This is a genomic window from Paraburkholderia sp. PGU19 (assembly GCF_013426915.1).
GTDB lineage: Bacteria > Pseudomonadota > Gammaproteobacteria > Burkholderiales > Burkholderiaceae > Paraburkholderia.
The window spans coordinates 645740-664762 of the sequence record NZ_AP023181.1 but is presented as its reverse complement, the minus strand read 5'-3'; the positions used below and the strand labels follow the sequence as shown (position 1 = coordinate 664762).

Annotated in this window: 9 protein-coding genes and 2 pseudogenes; all 11 read right to left on the bottom strand. The window is 63.0% G+C overall.

From position 1 onward, the window contains the following. Positions 1 to 26: 26 nt before the first annotated feature. The 11 genes and pseudogenes from H1204_RS32825 to H1204_RS32775 all read right to left on the bottom strand — a co-directional run bounded on the left by H1204_RS32825 (position 27) and on the right by H1204_RS32775 (position 18895). A complete protein-coding gene (locus H1204_RS32825) occupies positions 27 to 3566 on the bottom strand; it encodes an efflux RND transporter permease subunit (RefSeq protein ID WP_180734681.1) in 3540 nt (1179 codons plus the stop codon). 735 nt (positions 3567 to 4301) lie between these two features. Beyond that, entirely contained in the window at positions 4302 to 5624 is a 1323-nt protein-coding gene (locus H1204_RS32820) for an IS4 family transposase (RefSeq protein ID WP_180735118.1), read from the bottom strand. A gap of 376 nt (positions 5625 to 6000) precedes the next feature. Further along, positions 6001 to 7130, bottom strand: a pseudogene (locus H1204_RS32815) (IS110 family transposase). Between the two features lie 1193 nt (positions 7131 to 8323). After that, positions 8324 to 9343, bottom strand: coding sequence for an IS110 family transposase (locus H1204_RS32810; protein WP_180728075.1), 1020 nt, complete (start codon positions 9341 to 9343; stop codon positions 8324 to 8326). A gap of 742 nt (positions 9344 to 10085) precedes the next feature. Then, positions 10086 to 11042, bottom strand: a complete 957-nt coding sequence (locus H1204_RS32805) for a D-2-hydroxyacid dehydrogenase (RefSeq protein ID WP_180734680.1) — start codon at positions 11040 to 11042, stop codon at positions 10086 to 10088. A 26-nt stretch (positions 11043 to 11068) separates the two neighbouring features. Next, a complete protein-coding gene (gene tkt, locus H1204_RS32800) occupies positions 11069 to 13045 on the bottom strand; it encodes a transketolase (RefSeq protein ID WP_180735117.1) in 1977 nt (658 codons plus the stop codon). Positions 13046 to 13158: 113 nt separating this feature from the next. Further along, positions 13159 to 15018: a TRAP transporter large permease subunit gene (locus H1204_RS32795; RefSeq protein WP_180734679.1), complete on the bottom strand. Its 1860-nt coding sequence runs from the start codon at positions 15016 to 15018 to the stop codon at positions 13159 to 13161. Positions 15019 to 15023: 5 nt separating this feature from the next. Further along, the gene (locus tag H1204_RS32790) at positions 15024 to 16067 is read right to left on the bottom strand and encodes a TRAP transporter substrate-binding protein (RefSeq protein ID WP_180734678.1); all 1044 of its coding nucleotides are present in this window, start codon (positions 16065 to 16067) and stop codon (positions 15024 to 15026) included. Positions 16068 to 16238: 171 nt separating this feature from the next. After that, positions 16239 to 17002, bottom strand: a pseudogene (locus H1204_RS32785) (SDR family NAD(P)-dependent oxidoreductase). Between the two features lie 52 nt (positions 17003 to 17054). Further along, positions 17055 to 18053 (bottom strand): transketolase family protein, encoded by a 999-nt coding sequence (locus H1204_RS32780; RefSeq protein ID WP_180734677.1) that lies wholly within the window; start codon positions 18051 to 18053, stop codon positions 17055 to 17057. Then, positions 18050 to 18895 (bottom strand): transketolase, encoded by an 846-nt coding sequence (locus H1204_RS32775; protein WP_180734676.1) that lies wholly within the window; start codon positions 18893 to 18895, stop codon positions 18050 to 18052. The genes H1204_RS32780 and H1204_RS32775 overlap by 4 nt, the downstream gene beginning before the upstream one ends. Positions 18896 to 19023 lie beyond the last annotated feature (128 nt).

Below are 19023 nucleotides of genomic sequence, written 5' to 3'. Positions count from 1 at the left end.
TCGTGCGGATCAGGTCACGCGGAAATTTACTGAAGCGCTCGCCGCGCAAAGCGCGAGCGCAGCCAGACGCCGAGACGGTCGACATACAGATACACGACGGGCGTCGTATACAGCGTCAGTATCTGGCTCACGATCAATCCGCCGACAATCGAAATGCCCAGCGGCCGCCGCAGATCGGCGCCTTCGCTGCTGCCGAGCGCAAGCGGCAGCGCGCCGAGCAGCGCGGCGCAGGTCGTCATCATGATCGGGCGGAAGCGCATCAGGCTCGCGTGGTAGATCGCGTCGCGCGGCGACATGCCCGAGCGCGAGGCGTCGATAGCGAAGTCGACCATCATGATCGCGTTCTTCTTGACGATGCCGATCAGCAGAATGACGCCGATCAGCGACATCACCGTGAACTCGACGCGAAACAGCATTAGCGCGAGTAACGCGCCGACGCCCGCCGAAGGCAGCGTCGACAGAATGGTCAGCGGATGCGCGTAGCTTTCGTACAGCACGCCCAGCACGATATACACGGACAGCAGCGCGGCGGCCACCAGCAACGGCTCGTCCGACAGCGACTGCTGGAAGGTGCGCGCCGTGCCTTCGAAGCTCGCGTGAAGGGACGCAGGCATGCCGATGTCGATCATCGTACGGTTGATGGCCGTCATCGCTGTCGACAGCGATTCATGCGGCGGCAGGTTGAAGGAGATCGTCGTGGCGACGAAGCTGCCCTGATGGTTCACGCCGAGCGCGGTGTGGCCCGGTTTGAAGCGTGCGAACGCGCTGAATGGAATCATCGTTTCCTGCGCGGTGCTGACGGACGTTCCCGCCGATGCGCTGGAATGGCCGCTTGCCGCGAGCGAATTGATCGCGAGGTTGCGGGCCGAATCGGCGGCGACGGTGGCGGCGCTGCTCGTCGTAGTCGAGGCCGTGCTGCTCGTACTCGTGCTGTTCAGTGCGGGAACGGCAAGCGCGAACGGCGTTGCGCCTGCTGTGGGAAGCGTGACGGTGACGTCGGATGCCGCGCTCGTGCTGCTGGCTGCATCGGCGCCCGTCGCGGACGCGGCGCTCGTCGACGCTGCGACAGGTTCAGTGGGCGTTGCCGTGCCGCCAGGCGTCGTGACAGCCTGCGCGCTTCCGGCGGCCTGCGCGGCATTCGAACTGCCTTGTGACGTGCTCGTGGCGGTCGGGCCGCTGACGGTGCCCGCCACGAAGTTCGTCGACTGCGTGCCGCTTGGCGTGCCGCCCGATGTGCTGACATAGAGATCGTTCAGCGTCTCCGGATGCTGCCAGTAACGCGGCGCGACTTCCATCACCACATAGTATTGGTTCATCGGGTTGTAGATCGTCGAGACGAGCCGTTGACCGAACGCGTCATACAGTGTGTTGTCGATCTGCGCGGGCGTGATGCCGAGGCGCGCGGCTGTCGCGCGGTCGATGTCGACATCGGCTTCGAGTCCGCTTTGTTGCTGGTCCGAGTTGACGTCTTCGAGTTGCGGCAGCGACTGCAACGCCTGCGTCAGGCGCGGCGCCCATTTGTACACGTCGGCGCTCGTGTCGCCTAGCAGTGTCAACTGATATTGCGCGTTGCTCTGCCTGCCGCCTACGCGAATGTCCTGCACGGGCTGCAGATAGAGACGCGCGCCCGCCACTTCGTTCAGCGCGGGACGCAGCCGCGCGATCACTTCATCGGCAGTCTGGTTGCGTTGCGACAGCGGCTTTAGCGACACGAACACGAAACCCGTATTGGTCTGACGTCCGCCTGTGAAACCCACCACACTCGCCACCGCAGGGTCCGAGCGGACGATTTGCATCAGTTGCTTGAGCTTCGTTTCCATCGCCTGAAACGACACGCTCTGATCGCCCTGAATGCCGCCGATCAAACGGCCCGTGTCTTCCTGCGGGAAAAAGCCCTTGGGAATTGCGATGTAGAGAAACACGTTCAGCGCGATGGTGACGAGCAGCAACGACATCATCAGCAATGGATGACGCAGCGACCAGTCGAGCGTTCGCGCGTAACCTTCGCGCATGCGTTGCAGCGGCTGCGTCAGCAAATGCGAGAGACGTTGCATATGCGATGCGCTGCCGCCGTTATCGTGCTTTGTGCTCGCGAGCAGCCGTGCACACATCATGGGCGTCGTCGTGAGCGATACGGCGAGCGAGACGAGTATCGCCACCGAAAGCGTCACCGCAAACTCGCGAAACAGCCGGCCGATGATGCCGCCCATGAGCAGGATCGAAATGAACACGGCAATCAGCGAGATCGAAATCGACAGCACGGTGAAGCCGACTTCGCGCGCGCCGAGCAGCGCTGCCTGCATGCGCGACTTGCCCGCTTCGAGATGACGCGCGATGTTTTCAAGCACGACGATCGCATCGTCGACGACGAAGCCCGTCGCCACGGTCAAAGCCATCAGCGACAGATTGTCGATCGAATAGCCGAGCAGATACATGAACGCGAATGTGCCGACGATCGACACAGGTACGGCCGCGCTCGGAATCAACGCGGCCCGCGCGCTGCCGAGGAAGAAGAACACGACGAGTATCACCAGCGCGACGGCGATCAGCAGGGTGGCTTCCGTATCGTGCAGCGAGGCGCGGATGGTCGTCGAGCGGTCGGAGGCTTCGAGGATGTCGACGTCGGCGGGCAGCGCGGGCTTGAGTTGCGCGACGGTCGCGCGGATGCCATCGACGGTGCTGATGATGTTCGCGCCGGGCTGCCGGTAAAGCATCACCAGCACCGATGGCTGATTGTCGCCGGCGAGGCCGAGATTGCGCAGATCCTCGACGGAATCGACGACTTCGGCGACGTCCGACAGGCGCACGGCTGCGCCGTTGCGATATGCGATCACGAGGTCCTTGTATTGCGCGGCGGTGCGCGCCTGATCGTTCGCATAGAGCTGGAAGCGCCTGCCTTCGCTTTCGATGATCCCTTTCGGACTGTTGGCATTCGCCGATGCGAGCGCCGCGCGAACGTCTTCGAGACCGATGCCGTAGTGATAGAGCGCGGTCGGATTCAACTCGACGCGCACCGCGGGATTGGCCGAGCCGTTCACATCCACTTCACCGACGCCGGGCAATTGCGACAGCGACTGCACGAGTATCGTCGACGCGAGATCGTAGAGCTTTGCCTGCGTGAGCGTGTGCGATGTGAGCGAGAGAATGAGGACGGGCGCGTCGGCGGGATTGACCTTGCGATAGGTCGGATTGCTCTTCAGGCTCGACGGCAGATCGGCGCGCGCAGCGTTGATCGCGGCCTGCACGTCGCGCGCCGCGCCGTCGACGTTGCGGTCGAGGCCGAATTGCAGCGTGATGCGCGTCATGCCGACGGAGCTTTGCGAGGTCATTTCGGTGACGTCGGCGATCTGTCCGAGATGCCGTTCGAGCGGACTCGCGACGCTGTTCGCAACCGTTTCGGGACTTGCGCCTGGCAGGCTGGCCTGCACGGAGATGGTCGGGAAGTCGACTTGCGGCAGCGGCGCAACGGGAAGCCGGGCGAAAGCGAATAGGCCCGCGAGCGCGATGCCGAGCGAAAGCAGCGTCGTCGCCACCGGGCGTTCGATAAAGGGACGCGAAAGGTTCATCAGCGGTTGTCGGAGACGGCCCGTGCGCGAGGGCATGCGGCGGGCGGGATGACAACGATGCTAGGGGGCGCCGCGTGACGGCGGGTTACGGGGGTGTTGTTTTGCGTTACCGCTTGTCGCGGGGGAAACAGATGTCAGGTTTTGGTTTTGGGGGGATGTGACTGACTAGCGGCTGATGCCGGTCGCGTGCGGTTGATGCTGCAGCATGTGGTGCCCATGCGCGGCTTGTGTTGGATGTAAGCAGTCGTCATGGGTTTTGCAAGCCGCGCGCTTGCGGTTCGTTAGAGTTCGTGTGGCACCTTCGCGGTGCAGGCGGTTTGGTTTTTTTGGGGCTTTCGCTGGTATCCGTGGAGGGGTGTTTGCTGCGCAAGCGGTTTGGTTGTGCTGGCTTTTGCGCTGGCATCCGCGTTTTGTTAGCGTGCGTCACGCGTCGCCCCTGTGCGGGGCGGCACCTACTTTTCTTTGCCGCCGCAAAGAAAAGTAGGCAAAAGAAAGCGGCTAACACCGCCAGCGCTAGTTTTTGCCTGAGGGCCCCCAACCGGTCCTACGCTTCACACGGCGGCGTCTTTGTTTGCGTGCGTTGCCAACGCTTCGAATGAGCGCCTCACCCACTTCAAACATCCGCACAAGGGCTCGCGGCAGCGAATGGCATGTGCCGCCCAGGTGGCAAACTGTGTGTAGGTTGTCGCGTCGTATAGCTTGGCGCTCTTACAGGCAGCCCTTTCAAGGTCTTGATCAAGATGTCCCGCCTTTGGCGCGTTTAAGCAGGCGAGCGGTACTGTGATGGGCGCGGGCTACCGCGCCTTCGACATAGGGTGCGGTTTTGCGGGTCTTGGGGCCACGCGTGCGTGTGCGCACCTGAATCGGGTCGACGCAGCGGGCCAGCTCGAGCAGTTTGCCGGCAATCACGTCGGGCGTGGCATCGCTCCAGTGCGACCATTCATCTGGCGGCAGCGCGATGAGCATGCCCTCATACTGGCTGCGAATCTGCACGGCGAGGTAGTACGTCGAGACGTCCGGCGGCGCTGCACCTGTTTCATCGGCGGCAGCATGCGCAGCTTCAACACTGCGCTTGAGCGTGGCCAGCACGTTGTACGCCAGCACCGCGACGGTAAAGCCCAGCAGCGCGGCACGTGGATGACCCAAGGTGCGGATCTCGCTGTGCAGGACCGACTCGAGTCGCTGGAACATGCCCTCGATACGCCAGCGCTTGCGGTACAGCCGGGCAATCTCGTGTGCGCCCACCGCGGCAGGCAGGTTGCTCCACAACAGAATCACGGTATCGCCTGCATCAGTCGGCTTGTCCAGCGTCAGCTCGATGCGACGCCAGACGACGCCAGCCTTCAGGTCAATGCGTTGCTCTCGCACCTGACCTGTCTCGATACGTGCACCGTCCACCCATGGCCCACTGCTGGCAAGCGCCGGGCTGTTGCGGCCGTGTTCGCGCACGATGAAGCAGGCCTGTGCCTGATGCCAGCCCTGCAGGATGGTCCCGGTGCAGAAGTTCCGGTCAGCCAGCCACAATTCGCCCGCGCCGGCACATTCAATCAGCGGGGCCATGGCCGAGCGCTCCTGCGCGTGCGCATCCTCGATGGCGACCAGATCTGTGACCAGACCCAGATCCGGCTCGTAGACCACCAGCGCGTGCCCCGGCAACGCCGCGCCACGCTGCTCGCGCAACGCCGCCAGCCGTTTCTCACTGGCCGGCAGGTGATTGCCATCAAGCACCCGCACACGCCAGCCGGGCAGGCTGGGCTGGCATGGCAACGCCGCCAGCACCGGCCCCAGACGCTGTGCGCTGCCCTGTACCAGGGCACGCAGGATCGCGGGTTCGGTGCGGTTGACCTTCTCGTAGAGCGCGGCCAGCGACACCGGCAGGGGCTTCGTCTGTGTCGCTGCAGCGTGCAGCGACGGACTCAGTCCCAGCGACACCAGCGTCATCAGTTCAACCACCGTCGAGAACAGCAATTCACGTGGATATTGCCGCTGCCGGTGCTCGGCGAACACCTCGTCGATCCATTGCGGCGCGATGGCTCTCTGCAGTGCCAGGCGTGCCATCACGCATACCGGTGCCTGCTGCTCGAAACGCTTCATCACCTCGTCGAACATCCCTTCGTACCCGTCGTTCCTTAACATCTTGCCAGGTTGATATGACTTCTGGTGTCAACATGATCGGTTCTGTGTTTTCAATGTTTGAATTTCCTGAGGGCGACGTAGCAGTAAATCTCGACGGTGGATCAAGCTGATATCCGCGGGTTGGCTACCGCATTACAGATGTCCGCCCAATGAGCCTTCCGCTACCTACCACCGCAAGTCGGATGAAGATCCGTTGCCTACCCTGGTCGCGGGTTACTCGTGTGCCGGGCTACGCCGCCTTCAGGAAACTCCTTCGCATGTCGTTACGTTGGATGCAGACGCAGGGCATTGCTGTAGATCATGGCATCTGTGTCTGGCGCGGTATGGCCAGCGACAAGGAGAGCCGGCAGATGTCCCAGATGAATCCGCTGAGTTCACGGGCAACTGCGACTACGGCGATATTCTTCTGCTTGCCGCGCGCAACGAGTTTGCGATAGCGTCGGCACAGGCGCACCTGCGCGTCCCAGGCTCGATCCACAATCGGTTTGGGCAGGCCTTCGTGGCGACACTGGATATCGGGACTCACGCGTGCAGGGTGCCGGTAGCTCCATGCGGCTTCTACCAGCAGCTTTCTTGCATAACTGTTGCCGCTTTTCGTGATGCTGCCCTGACGGCGCTTGCCACCCGATGAGTGCTCGGAGGGCGTGACGCCCAGCCACGCCATCAACTGGCGTGGGTGCACGAAGCGCGAGAGATCGCCCAGCTCGGCGAGCATGCCCACTGCCGTGGTGAACTGGACACCGCGCATTGCCTGCAGGCCCAGTACGGCGGGATAGAAGCGCCAGTTGGTGACCGCCTCACGCAGCGCGGATTCCAGCCGGTCACATTGTGCGAGCCGGTCCTCGATCGCGCGACGTAGCTCTTCAAACGCGAACTGCTGCCACGCACTGTCGAAGCTATATGCGCCCAGCCAGCGCCGGTGCGCTGGCCCCCAGTCGGCAGAGCGGGGTAACGCACGCCGTGCGAGAGCAGAAAGGCTTTTACCCGTTGCCGTGCCCGCTTCAGGTCGTCCTTGGCAATCACCCATGCGCGGGCCAGATCCCGGAATGCTTCATCGTCGACGCTGGGGACGTAGACGGCCGACAGGTCGCCGGCACGCAGCGATCGGACGAGCTTGACGGCATCGCGTCGGTCAGTCTTGATGTGCTCCCCTGGCTTGCGGGGAATCAGCGACGGTGCGCACACCATGCACTCGAATCCCTTCTGGATGAGCTGCCGGTAAAGCCCGTATCCACAGGGGCCTGCCTCATAGACGACGCGTATGTGGCGCGCCTTGGACTGCAGTCGCTTGCACAAACGCTCAATGTCGGCCTGCGTAGTACCGATCTTGCCGAGCAGTTCAACCTCGCCCGCGCCGATGGCATACGCGACCGTGATCGAATCCTTATGCACATCGAGACCCACGTAAAGAGTGCTATCGTGTTCCATGCTTTGCGACACGTGTCGCCGTCTGCCGGACGTAAAACCGGCTGAAGTACGATGAGGGCAAAGCTCTCTGTTGTCTTGTCACACTCCGCCGTCGCTGTTCTTCACGATGGAGGCTGTGACCTGCTGTGCGACCAGTAGTTGCCTACCTGGACATGCGTGATGGGTAACCGTCGGGTGTGAAGCTCTGGGGACAATGTACTTTTCGAGAGACGGTTCAACTCGGTGACGGGAGGAACGGACACTGCAAGCAGCAATGCGGTGTGAAGGCTAGGCAAGTTCCGAATGCACAACGTAAGTGAATTGCCGTACGAATCCTCGCAAACACGAACAAGCCAAAGCTGCTGACAGGCTTGAACCAAAAGGTAAATGGCAGGTTGCTTCCTTAGCATGTGGGAGTACGTCGTCGAAGTGCCATCGGGGAACAGGCAGGTGCTAACCGGATAGATCCGCGGACTCGTGGGTCGGCAATAGAGGGAACGTGGTAAACCCGATTTCCCGCCTTTATCTCAGTACACCGGGATGAAGGCAGGCAACCCGCAAGGAAAGCTGTTGGGGAAGCGGGCATGGGATTGCGGAAAAAGCGAACGGCAGCCTGTAATGGGCAGCATAGGGGTTCAAACTTTGCCCCGACCTGAAAGGGTGCCCACTTCCGCATGGTGCAGCTGTCGTGTGCCATCGTTTGAGATTCAACGGGAGGAAGCTTGGAAGAGACCGGCACCACTGCGGTTCAGCGCCTTTCGCCTCAGCAATGGGGTGAATCAACGACGAGATGCGTGCGAAGTCCATGAGCGGTTAGCATGGTCGGTGTCGGGTCGACATTTCATGCTGTGCTTGAGCGCAGTGCGGTGAAAGTCGCACGCTGCGTTCTTAGGGGGCAGCGGCGCAGCAATGCGTCGTTGCTACCCGGCGGCTATATGAACGCCCCCCGTTTGCAAGGACTTTCGTGTGTTCTGACGGAACAGGATGGGCTTGCAGCTCTATATCCGGCCTGATGCAGCTGTATGGGCTGCTGGCCACGATGAAATTCGCTGACTCGCACCTCATTCCTCCGACGAGCTTGGAGCTCTTGCCAGCATTCAGGTTTGGCGAGTCCTGGTCCGACCTGTGTTGTCATCCACTCGATTGCCATCGCAACCTTTTAACGAGTCATTCGCGTGCCGTGGTGGTCAATTTTCAGTGTTAAGGCCCCGTGATTACGCCAGTTTTGTGCTCACGTGATCGCTCCGGTACGGCTGACCGTGAGCCAGAATCGCCCAGATTGTCCTTGCGATCTTGTTGGCGAGCGCAACGGTCACGACGTTTGATGGTCTGCGTTTGCGGATGTCCTGCAGCCAGGCGCTGGGGGATTTTGCGTGACGTAACACGGAGCGCGCACCATGGATGAGCAGCGTGCGCAGATAGGTGTCACCGCGCTTGCTGATGCCTAGCAGGATGACCTTGCCGCCCGATCCCGTTTGCTTGGGTACAAGGCCGACCCATGCCGCGAACTCGCGCCCCGATCTGAATGCGTTCGGATCGCCCATTGTCGCCACGGCTGCCGAGGCTGTCAGCGCTCCCACGCCGGGAATGTCGGTAAGTGCCTTGACGGCGCTGTCTTGCTGAGTCCACCGACGCAGCCGCCGCTCAATCTCATCGATCTGCTGGTCCAGCTTTGTCAGCCCGTCCCACTGTTCACGCAGCGTGTCGATCAGGACGGCCGGCAGGCGCTCGGCAACCCGTTCCAGTACACCCGGCATGGCGTTGTCGAGCGCGGCACGGCCCTGGCCCATTACTTCGCCATACTCGGTGAGCAGACCGCGCAGATTGTTGATCTGCATCGTGCGGAACTTCACCAGTTGCTGGCGCATGCGGTGAAGCGCCAGTACGGCCTGTTGTGCTTCAGTCTTTACCGCGACGGCCTTGCTGGGTTGCTGAACTGCCAGCCAAAGTGCACGTGCATCCGCGGCATCGCTCTTGTTGCGGATATTGAACGCCTTGGCAAACTTGGCCGGCATCAGCTTGACCTGATGCCCCATCCTGATCAATTGGCGAGCCCAGTGATGTGCACCGCCACACGCCTCCATACCGATCCGACAAGGCTGGCGATTGGCGAAATACTCAAGGAACCTGGCTCGCTTGATCCGCTTGTTCACGATTTCTCCGGACTCCGGATCGACGTAGTGCACCTGAAACACCGATTTTGCGATGTCGACGCCAACTGGGGTGGGATTCATGGCGGACGCTCCTTGTTGTCTGGGGAGATCGTCATGATCCCCCCATTTGGGACATTCCGGTACCGGCGGTCTGGTGAGGGCCCACGACTCTCGTCTCTTGCCGCTACGAGTGGGGGGCGTTCATTTCAATTCCTCCGCGTCGGAAATCGCCGGGTGCGGTACGTCCGCACCGTGCGGCTCTGGCAGTCATGCTAACCCGCGATTGATTCCTTCGCGGCGGGCCAGCCTCTGTCCCGCAGGAAGTCATACTGCCTACCAGGTTTGCAGCGCAAAGACCTTGAAAGGGCTGGCTCTTACAGGGTGGAACGCGTGCGCTATCGGTCCGGAGTGAGGCGTGTGGAGCACAAGGGGCCGACACACAGTTTGCCACCTGGGCGGCGGTGGACTACCTGGCACGGCATGCTGAAACGCGGGGCGTGAAGTGGGTGAGGCGCAGCGCAAGAGCGCTGGCAACAAGCATGAAGTCACGTGATTGCCGTGTGAAGCGTAAGAGCCTTTGGGGTCCCTCAGGCAGGAAGAAGAATTGGCGGTGTTAGCCGCTTTCTTTTGCCTACTTTTCTTTGCGGCGGCAAAGAAAAGTAGGTGCCGCCCCGCACAGGGGCGACGCTTGAAGCACGCTAACAAAACGCGGATGCCAGCGCATAGGCCAGAACGACCAAACCGCCCGCACAGCGAAGCCCCAACCCAGATGCCAGCGCAAAGCCCAAAACACCGACCGGCGTCGCAGACAAGAACCCTCGCGCTACACGAGCACATTCACCGGCGCGCCGCCGACAAACCTCGCTATATTCTCCATCAACTGATCCGCCAGCGCCTGCTGCGCCTCATCCGATGCCCACGCGACATGCGGCGTCACGATCACATTCGGCCGCTTCGCGATACGCATCAGCGGATTATCATCCCCGGGCGGCTCGCCAGACAGCACATCAAACCCAACTCCGCTAATCAACTCTTCATCGAGCGCGTGCACCAGCGCATCCTCATCGACGAGTCCACCGCGTGCAGTATTGATGATAAGCGGCTTGCGCTTCATTGCGCGAAACTCTTCCATCGCGAGCATGCCGCGCGTTTGCGGCGTCAGCGGACTATGGATCGTGATGATGTCGCTCGTCGCGAGCACTTCGTCCCACGGCGTATAGAGCGGCCCAAGTCCATCGCGGCCCTTGTGCGCCGCAAACAGCGCACGCATGCCGAACGCCTTGCCGATCTCGGCAACCCGTTGCCCAAGCACGCCTTCGCCGATGATGCCTAGCGTCATGCCGCCGAGATCGTGTATCGCATGATTGAAGAAGCAGAACTGCCCGGACCTTTGCCACTCGCCGTTCAACACGTCGTCGCGATACGCGATCAGATTACGCCGCAGCGCGAGCATCAACGCGAAAGTATGCTCGGGCACGGTGTTCACCGCATAGCCGCGAATGTTCGACACACGGATGTCGTGCTGCTCGCAGGCTTCCTTGTCGACGCAATCGGTCCCGGTCGCGGCGACGGCCACGAGTTTCAGCGACGGCAAGCGGGCAAGCGTGTCCGCTGTGAGCGGCACCTTGTTCGTGATGGCGATAGTCGCGCCTTCCAGACGCGCGGCGACCTGATCCGCCTGCGTGTGGTCGTACTCGATGAGTTCATGTTCGAACGACGGCCGCGTGAGCCGGATTTGCGGCGCGAGCGTCGCGCGGTCGAGAAAGACAATCTTCTGCATGCTGGTTCCTGTTGATGTCTGATCGGTCAGAGATGACGCTTGGCTTCCGCGACGATATGCGCGGGCGTGATGCCGAAATGCTCGTACAACGCTTCCGCAGGGCCGGACGCGCCAAATCCCGTCATGCCGACATAGCCGCCGCGTTCGCCGAGATAGCGGTCCCAGCCGAATCGCATGGCCGCTTCGATGCCGACGCGTACCGTGTCCACACCGAGCACCATGCGGCGATACGCGTGGTCCTGTTCATCGAACAGTTCCCAGCAGGGCAGCGAAACGACGGCCGTCGGGATGCCTTCCTGTTGCAGACGTTCGCGCGCCGCAACGGCGAGCGCGACTTCCGAACCCGTCGCGAGCAGGGTGACGGCGCGCTGGCCGCCTTCGGCTTCGGCGAGCACATAGCCGCCGCGCGCGCACAGGTTGTTCGGGGCCGAACGCGTGCGCACGAGTGGCAAGGTCTGTCGCGCGAACACCATCGTGCTCGGACCGCTGCGATGTTCGTACGCGAGCGCCCAGCATTCGGCCGCTTCGACGGCATCGGCGGGACGGAACACGCGCATGTTCGGCATCGCGCGCAACGACGCGAGAATCTCCACCGGCTGGTGCGTCGGCCCGTTCCTGCCGACGCCGATCGAATCGTGGCTGAACACGAACTTCACGGGTAGACCCATCAGCGCAGCCATCCGCATCGCGGGGCGCTCGTAGTCGGCGAACGCGAGATAGGTGACGGCCAGCGGAATTACGCCGCCGTGCGCGGCCATGCCGTTCGCCATCGCGCCCATTACGTGCTCGCGCACGCCGCAATGCACGTAGGTGCCGCTGCGGTCTTCGGCGGTGAAGGCGTGCAGGCCACGTTTGTGGCTCGTCGGCGCTTCGAGGTCCGCGCAACCGACCATGCGTTCCGGCAGTTGCGCGAGCAGATCGTTGATCTCGGCGGAAATCATGATGCCCGCCTGGCCTTCGCCTTTTTCGATGGCCTGCTTTTTGTAGTCTTCCAGCACGCGCTGCCAGCCTTCGGGCAAGCGGCCCGCCTGAATGCGCTCGAATTCGGCGCGTGCGTCGTCGGGCAACGCGGCGAGACGTTCGTGCCACGCGAGGTATTCACGCTCATTGCGCCGGCCTGCCGCGCGCCATTCGTCGAGCACGTCGCGCGGAATCTCGAACGGTGTGTGCGGCCAGTCCAGTTCGTTACGCGCCGCATCGGCGTCGGCTTCGAACAGCTTGCCGCTGTGACCGCCGCGTTGTCCTTGCAGACGCGCGATGCCGCGCGCGATCACCGTGCGGCAGGCGAGCATCGACGGGCGCGGATCGCGTTTCGCTTCGGCGAGCGCCGATGCGAGCGCGTCGAGATCGTGGCCGTCGACTTCGATCACATGCCAGCCCGCGACGCGAAAACGTTCGCTCACGTCTTCGCTGATCGACAACGTGGTGCTGCCGTCGTCGGTGATGCGGTTGTCGTCCCAGCAGAGAATCAGCTTGCCGAGTTTCAGATGGCCCGCAAGCGAGATCATTTCCTGGCCGACGCCTTCTTGCAGGCAGCCATCGCCGACGAACGCATACGTGTGGTGGTTGACGATCGAGTCGCCGAACTTCGCGTTCAGATACGCTTCGGCAACGGCCATGCCGAAGGCGTTCGCGATGCCTTGCCCGAGCGGCCCGGTCGTGACCTCGATGCCGGCCGCCGTATCGAACTCGGGATGCCCCTCGCAATGCGAGCCCATTTCGCGGAACGAGCGGATCTGATCGATGCCGAACTGCGCATAACCCGTCAGATGCAGCAACGCGTAGAGCAGCATCGAGCCATGTCCGTTCGACAGCACGAAGCGGTCGCGGTCGGGCCATTGTGGATCGGCGGGATTGAACTTCATGTGCTGCGTGAACAGCGCAGTCGCGATCTCGGCCATGCCGAGCGGCACGCCCTGATGGCCTTCGCCGGCACGCACGATGGCGTCGATGGCCAGAAAGCGGATCGCGTTGGCAAGCGGTCGCGTTTCGAGCGACGGCATGAGTGCGGACATGACTTCTCCTTGCCGCTGCGCGTATCGCGCGGCGGCTATCGCAAGTTGGACAGCGTGAAAAGGGAAGGCGCCGCGTCGTGCAACGGACGCAGCGCCATGCGTCAGTGCAGGAACCCGATCGAGATCCAGGGCACGGCGGCGACGACGATCAGGCCGACGATCAACGCCGCGATATAGCCGATGATCGGCTTCATGCCTTCGTCAGGATGAATGCGGCTCACCGCGCACGCCGAGTAATAGCCGACGCCGAACGGCGGCGCGAACAGGCCCACACCCATCGACAGAATCACGACCATCGCGTAGTGCACGTCGTGAATGCCCATTTGCCGCGCGATGGGGAACATCAGCGGGCCGAACAGCACGATCGCGGGGATGCCTTCGAGCACGCTGCCCAGCACGATGAACACCAGCACGGAAGCCGCCATGAACATCGCGGCGCCGCCGGGCAGGGCGCCCAGCGTCTGCGCAAGCTGGCCCGAGAAGCCGGATTGCGTGAGTGCCCACGCCATGCCCGTTGCCGCGCCGATGATCAGCAGGATCGCGCCCGACAGCGCGGCCGTGTCGATCAGCATCGGCTTGAGCCGCGCCCATTCAAAGCGACGATAGATCAGCAGACCCGCGAGCACCGCATACGCAATGCCGATCGTCGACACTTCCGTCGCGGTCGCGACGCCTTCGACCACAGCGAGCCGGATCACGAACGGCAGCGCGAGCGCAGGCACGGCGATCGCCAGCTTGCGCAGGATTTCGCCGCGTGTCGCGCGACGCACGGCCGACAGATCGTCGCTGCGATAGCGCCACCAGACGACGGCGCACAGCGTGATGGCGAGCACGATGCCGGGCAGCATGCCGCCCGTGAACAGCGCGGAGATCGACACGCCCGTCACCGAGCCGAGCGTGATCAGCACGAGGCTCGGCGGAATCGTCTCGGTCTGCGCGCCGGTGGCGGCGAGCAGCGCGACGAGGTCGCCGGGCTTCGCGCCGCGCGCCTTCATCTCGGGAAACAGCACGGGCGCGATGGCGGCCATGTCGGCCGCTTTCGAGCCGGAGATGCCCGACACCAGATACATCGCGCCGACCAGCACGTAGGAGAGACCGCCGCGCACGTGACCGAGCAGGCTCGCGAGAAACGCGATCATCGCATTGGCCATGCCCGTCATTTCGATCAGTTGCCCGAGGAACACGAACAGCGGCACGGACAGCAGGATCAGATGCGACATGCCTTCGTCCATGCGGCCGACCACAACGCTCAGCGGCGTGCTCGTCGTCAGCGCGAGATAGCCGAAGGTCGCGAGCCCGAACGAGAACGCGATGGGCACGCCCGACAGCACGCACAACGCGACGAGTCCGACGAAGAAAATCAGCAGGTTCACGTTGCCGAGATCGTGCAGCAGCGGGCTCACCGCGACGAAGCCGCCCGCGATGGCCGCGACCAGCGCGAGCGCCGCGATCGTCATCTGCCAGTTGGCGGTGCGGATCAGGCGCAGACAGGCGACGGCCAGCATCAGCGCGCAGCCGACGGGCAGCGCCGCCGCACGCCACGTGTTCGAGATTTCGAGCGCGGGCGTCGTGATGAAGCCTTCGTCCTGTGCGAAATCGACGGCGGGTCCGATCACCAGCAGCAGAAACGCAAGCGGCGCGGCGATGGCGACGACGTCGAGAAATGCGCGCACGGCGGGCGATGCCTTGCCGACGAGCGCCGTCATCCGCATATGCTCGCCGCGACGCAGGGCGACGACGGCGCCGAGCATCGCGAGCCAGAGGAACAGCATCGACGCGAGTTCATCGGACCAGACCAGCGGCGTGTGCAGCAGATAGCGGCTCGTGACGCCTGCGAGCAGCACGAAGATTTCGGCGACCACGAGCAGCGCTGCCGGAATCTCGACGAGATGCGCGAGCACATTGTCGATGACGCTGACAATGCGGCGCGGCGATGGATGAGGGAACGTGATGGAGTGCATGGTGTTCACACCAGTTTTCCAACGTATTTTTCGAGCAGGCTCCAGCCCTGGTCGCCGTATTTGCCTTTCCAGTCGCTATAGAAGCTCGTCTTGCGGAGCGCGTCGCGAAACGCCGGGCGGTCCACGTCGACGAGATTGACGCCCTTCGCCTTCAGATCGTTGCGCAGCGTGCCGTTGAGCTGCGCGATGTCGGCGCGTTGCAGCATCCCGGCCGCTTCGAATTCGCGCGTGACGATCGCGCGCATGTCGGGCGGCAGCTTTTCCCATGCGCGGCGATTGCCGAGAATCCAGTAGCCGTCCCACACGTGCGACGTGAGGCTGATCGACTTCTGCACTTCGTACAGCTTGGCCGTCGCGATGATGGGCAGCGCGTTTTCCTGTCCTTCGACGACGCCCGTTTGCAGCGCCGAATACAGTTCATTGAAGTTGATGGGAGCAGGGCCCGCGTCGAGCGCCTTGAAGAGCGACGTGAGCATCGGCGCCTGCGGCACGCGGATCTTGAAGCCCTTCAGGTCCGTGGGCGTCTTGATGACGCGCGTCGACGAACTGACCTGGCGGAAGCCGTTGTCCCACACCTTCGACACGGTGACGATGCCCGTCTTCTCGATCTGCGCCCGGATATACGCGCCAAGATCGCCGTCCATTGCTTTCCAGACGGTGTCGTAGTCGGGGAACGCGAAGCCCGTGTTGACGATGCCCGCTGCGGGCGCAAGCGTCGCGAGAATCGACGATGCCTGGTTGAAGAACTCGACGCCGCCGCTGCGCACCTGCGACAGCAGATCGGTATCGGAGCCGAGCTGGTTGGCCGGGAATACCTTGATATCGAGCTTGCCGCCCGTCGCGGCGCGGATCTTGTCGCAGGCCTGTTGCGCGCGGACGTTGACCGGGTGGGTCGGGTCCTGGCCCGTCGCGAGCTTGTACGAGAAGTCGGCAGCCGACGCGCGGCGGATCGACAGGCCCCAGAGCGGCGCCGCGGCAGCGACGCTTGCGCCCGCTTTCAGAAAGGTGCGTCGGTCGATGCCGCTGCGGATAGTCGTGCGCTTGCTCATGATGTGCTCCTCCAATACGGATGTGATGCATCGGTATAGTTGTATTCGCGTTGTATTCGCGGGCAACACGCTCTGCGGCGCGTTTGCCTGGGTCCGGCGACTGCATTGTCGCGCGCGGCTGGCCGGACCCGGCCGCGCGTCGTTGGATGTTATCTGCTCATCAGCCGTGAATCAGCCGTGAATCAGCATGCCGCCGTTCACGTCGATGACGGCGCCTGTGATGTACGACGAAATCGGCGATGCGAGGAACAGGAACGCGCCTGCTACGTCGTCGGGCACGCCGAGGCGGTTCAGCGGAATGCCGGCGAGAATTTCGCCGCGTTTGTCGTCGGGATCTTGCCTGCATTGATGTCGGTTTGAATCAGGCCGGGCGTCACGCAGTTCACGCGGATGCCGTCGGGGCCGAGTTCGCGCGCCATGGCTTTGGCGAGGCCGAGCACGCCCGCTTTCGCCGCCGAATAGTGCGGGCCGCCGAGAATGCCGCCGCCGCGCTGCGCCGACACCGAGGACATGCAACCAATCGAGCCGCTCTTCTGCTTCTTCATCTGCGGCACGACAGCTTGCGACAGATACAGCACGCCGCGCAGGTTCACATCGAGAATGCGGTCCCAGCTTTCGGAATCGATATCGAGCAGCTTCACGGCTTGGGTGATGCCCGCGTTATTGATGAGCACGTCGATGGCGCCGAAGTCGGCGACGATCTGTTCGACAGCGGCCTGACACGCTTGTTTATCGGTGACGTTGCAGACATAGCCGCGATGTTCGGGGCCGATCGATGCCGCTGCATCGCGTGCCGCCGAGGCATCGAGATCGAGGATCGCGATTTTCGCGCCGTGCTGCGCGAACATGCGCGCGGTGGCCATGCCGATGCCACGCGGCGATGCGGCGCCGGAAATGACGGCGACCTTGCCGTCGAGAAGACGCGACTCTGACATGATGCTGTTCTCCTGAATGCTTGAGTTGGGGTTGTGGTGTTGCTATCGGCTGTTAGCCGAGCCAGCCTTTGATGGTGTCGCACATCGCTTCCGTCGAGATGCCGTAGCGGTCGTGCAGCGTGGGCAGGGCGCCGGCGTCGAGGAATTCGTCGGGCAGTGCGATCTGGCGGAACGGCGGCGTGACGCCTGCGCCGAGCAGCGTGCGCGCTACTGCTTCACCGAGACCGCCGATCACCGTATGGTTCTCCGCGACGATTACCATGCGGCCCGTACGCTTTGCTTCTCGAAGGATCGTGGCCGTATCGAGCGGCTTGATGGTCGGCACGTGCAGCACGCCGACGCCGATGTTGTCGGCTTCCAGTGCCTTGGCGACTTCGAGCGAGCGCATCGTCATGATCCCGGACGAGATCAGCAGCACGTCGTTGCCATCGCGCAGCAGCTTCGCTTTGCCGAGCTCGAACTTGTAGTCGTATTCATCGAGCACGGCGGGCACGTTGCCACGCAACAGGCGTGCATAGACAGGGCCTTTGTGAGCGGCGATTGCGGGCACCATCTGCTCGATATCGAGTGCGTCGCACGGGTCGATCACGGTCATGTTCGGCATTGCGCGCATCAGCGCGAGGTCTTCGGCGGCCTGGTGGCTCGGGCCGTAGCCTGTCGTGAGGCCGGGCAGTGCGGCGACGATTTTCACATCGAGGTTGTCTTCCGCGATCGTCTGGTGGATGAAGTCATAGGCGCGGCGCGTAGCGAATACGGCGTAGGTCGTTACGAACGGCTGCGCGCCTTCATGCGCAAAACCTGCGGCCGCGCCCATCAGCAACTGCTCGGCCATGCCCATCTGATAGTAGCGATCGGGAAACTCCTTCCCGAAGATATGCAGGTCCGTGTACTTGCCGAGATCGGCTGTCATGCCGATCACGTTGGGCTTCGAGCGCGCCAGTTCAGCGAGCGCGTGGCCGAACGGCGCGGAACGCGTGACCTGGCCTTCGCCCGCGATCGACGCGATCATCGCGGACGTTTTCAGCTTGGGCTTTTTGGCGACGGTGCTCATGCTTGTCTCCCGGCTTCGAGTGCTTCGAGCGCGAGCTTCCACTCATGTGCATCGACGCGGATGAAATGGTTCTTCTCGCGTTCTTCGAGGAACGGCACGCCGCAGCCCATCTTCGTGTCGCAGACGATGATGCGCGGCTGCGGCTTGTCGTGAGTGCGGGCGTTGTCGAATGCCTGCTTGACGGCATCGATGTCGTTGCCGTTCACACGCTGCGTGTACCAGCCGAACGCCTCCAGCTTTTCGACGAGCGGCTCGAAGGCCATGATCTGCGTCGACGGGCCATCGGCCTGCTGGTTGTTGACGTCGACGATGGCGATCAGGTTGTCGAGCTTCCAGTGCGCGGCGGACATCAAACCTTCCCAGATCGAGCCTTCGTCGAGTTCGCCATCGGAGAAGAGTGTGTAGACGAAGGCGTCCGAGTTCTTGCGCTTCAGTCCCAGGCAGCGGCCAACTGCAATCGTCAAACCGTGGCCGAGCGAGCCGCCCGACATTTCCATCCCCGGCGTGTAGCTCGCCATCCCCGACATCGGTAGACGGCTGTCGTCGCTGCCATAGGTTTCGAGTTCATCGGCGGGCAGGATGCCGGCTTCGAAGAGGGCGGCGTACAGCGCAATCGCGTAGTGACCGTTCGACAGCAGGAAGCGGTCGCGGCCTTCCCATTCGGGGTCTTCGGGGCGGTAGCGCATGGCGCCGAAGTAGGCGACTGCGAGCGCGTCGGCAATGTCGAGCGCCTGGCCGATATAGCCCTGGCCTTGTACTTCGCCCATCAGCAGCGCGTTGCGGCGGATGCGGTAGGCGTGTTCCGCGAGTTGGGCGGTGCGCCCGGCTTCGCTCGTATTCACGCGTGTCTCCTTTGCGGCGTCAGGCTCGATGGCGGCCGGGCGCTCGGTGATTCATGGCGGGATGCTTCGTGCTGCTCGCAGATTCGGGTAATCCCTTGTTTGGTGCGTTCTGCGAGTAAGACAAGCGT

Bases quoted from the DNA above. Each gene is read 5' to 3' on its own strand.
- H1204_RS32825 (WP_180734681.1), bottom strand. From the start codon at position 3,566: ATGAACCTTTCGCGTCCCTTTATCGAACGCCCGGTGGCGACGACGCTG.
- H1204_RS32820 (WP_180735118.1), bottom strand. From the start codon at position 5,624: ATGGCACGCCTGGCACTGCAGAGAGCCATCGCGCCGCAATGGATCGAC.
- H1204_RS32810 (WP_180728075.1), bottom strand. From the start codon at position 9,343: ATGAATCCCACCCCAGTTGGCGTCGACATCGCAAAATCGGTGTTTCAG.
- H1204_RS32805 (WP_180734680.1), bottom strand. From the start codon at position 11,042: ATGCAGAAGATTGTCTTTCTCGACCGCGCGACGCTCGCGCCGCAAATC.
- tkt (WP_180735117.1), bottom strand. From the start codon at position 13,045: ATGCCGTCGCTCGAAACGCGACCGCTTGCCAACGCGATCCGCTTTCTG.
- H1204_RS32795 (WP_180734679.1), bottom strand. From the start codon at position 15,018: ATGCACTCCATCACGTTCCCTCATCCATCGCCGCGCCGCATTGTCAGC.
- H1204_RS32790 (WP_180734678.1), bottom strand. From the start codon at position 16,067: ATGAGCAAGCGCACGACTATCCGCAGCGGCATCGACCGACGCACCTTT.
- H1204_RS32780 (WP_180734677.1), bottom strand. From the start codon at position 18,053: ATGAGCACCGTCGCCAAAAAGCCCAAGCTGAAAACGTCCGCGATGATC.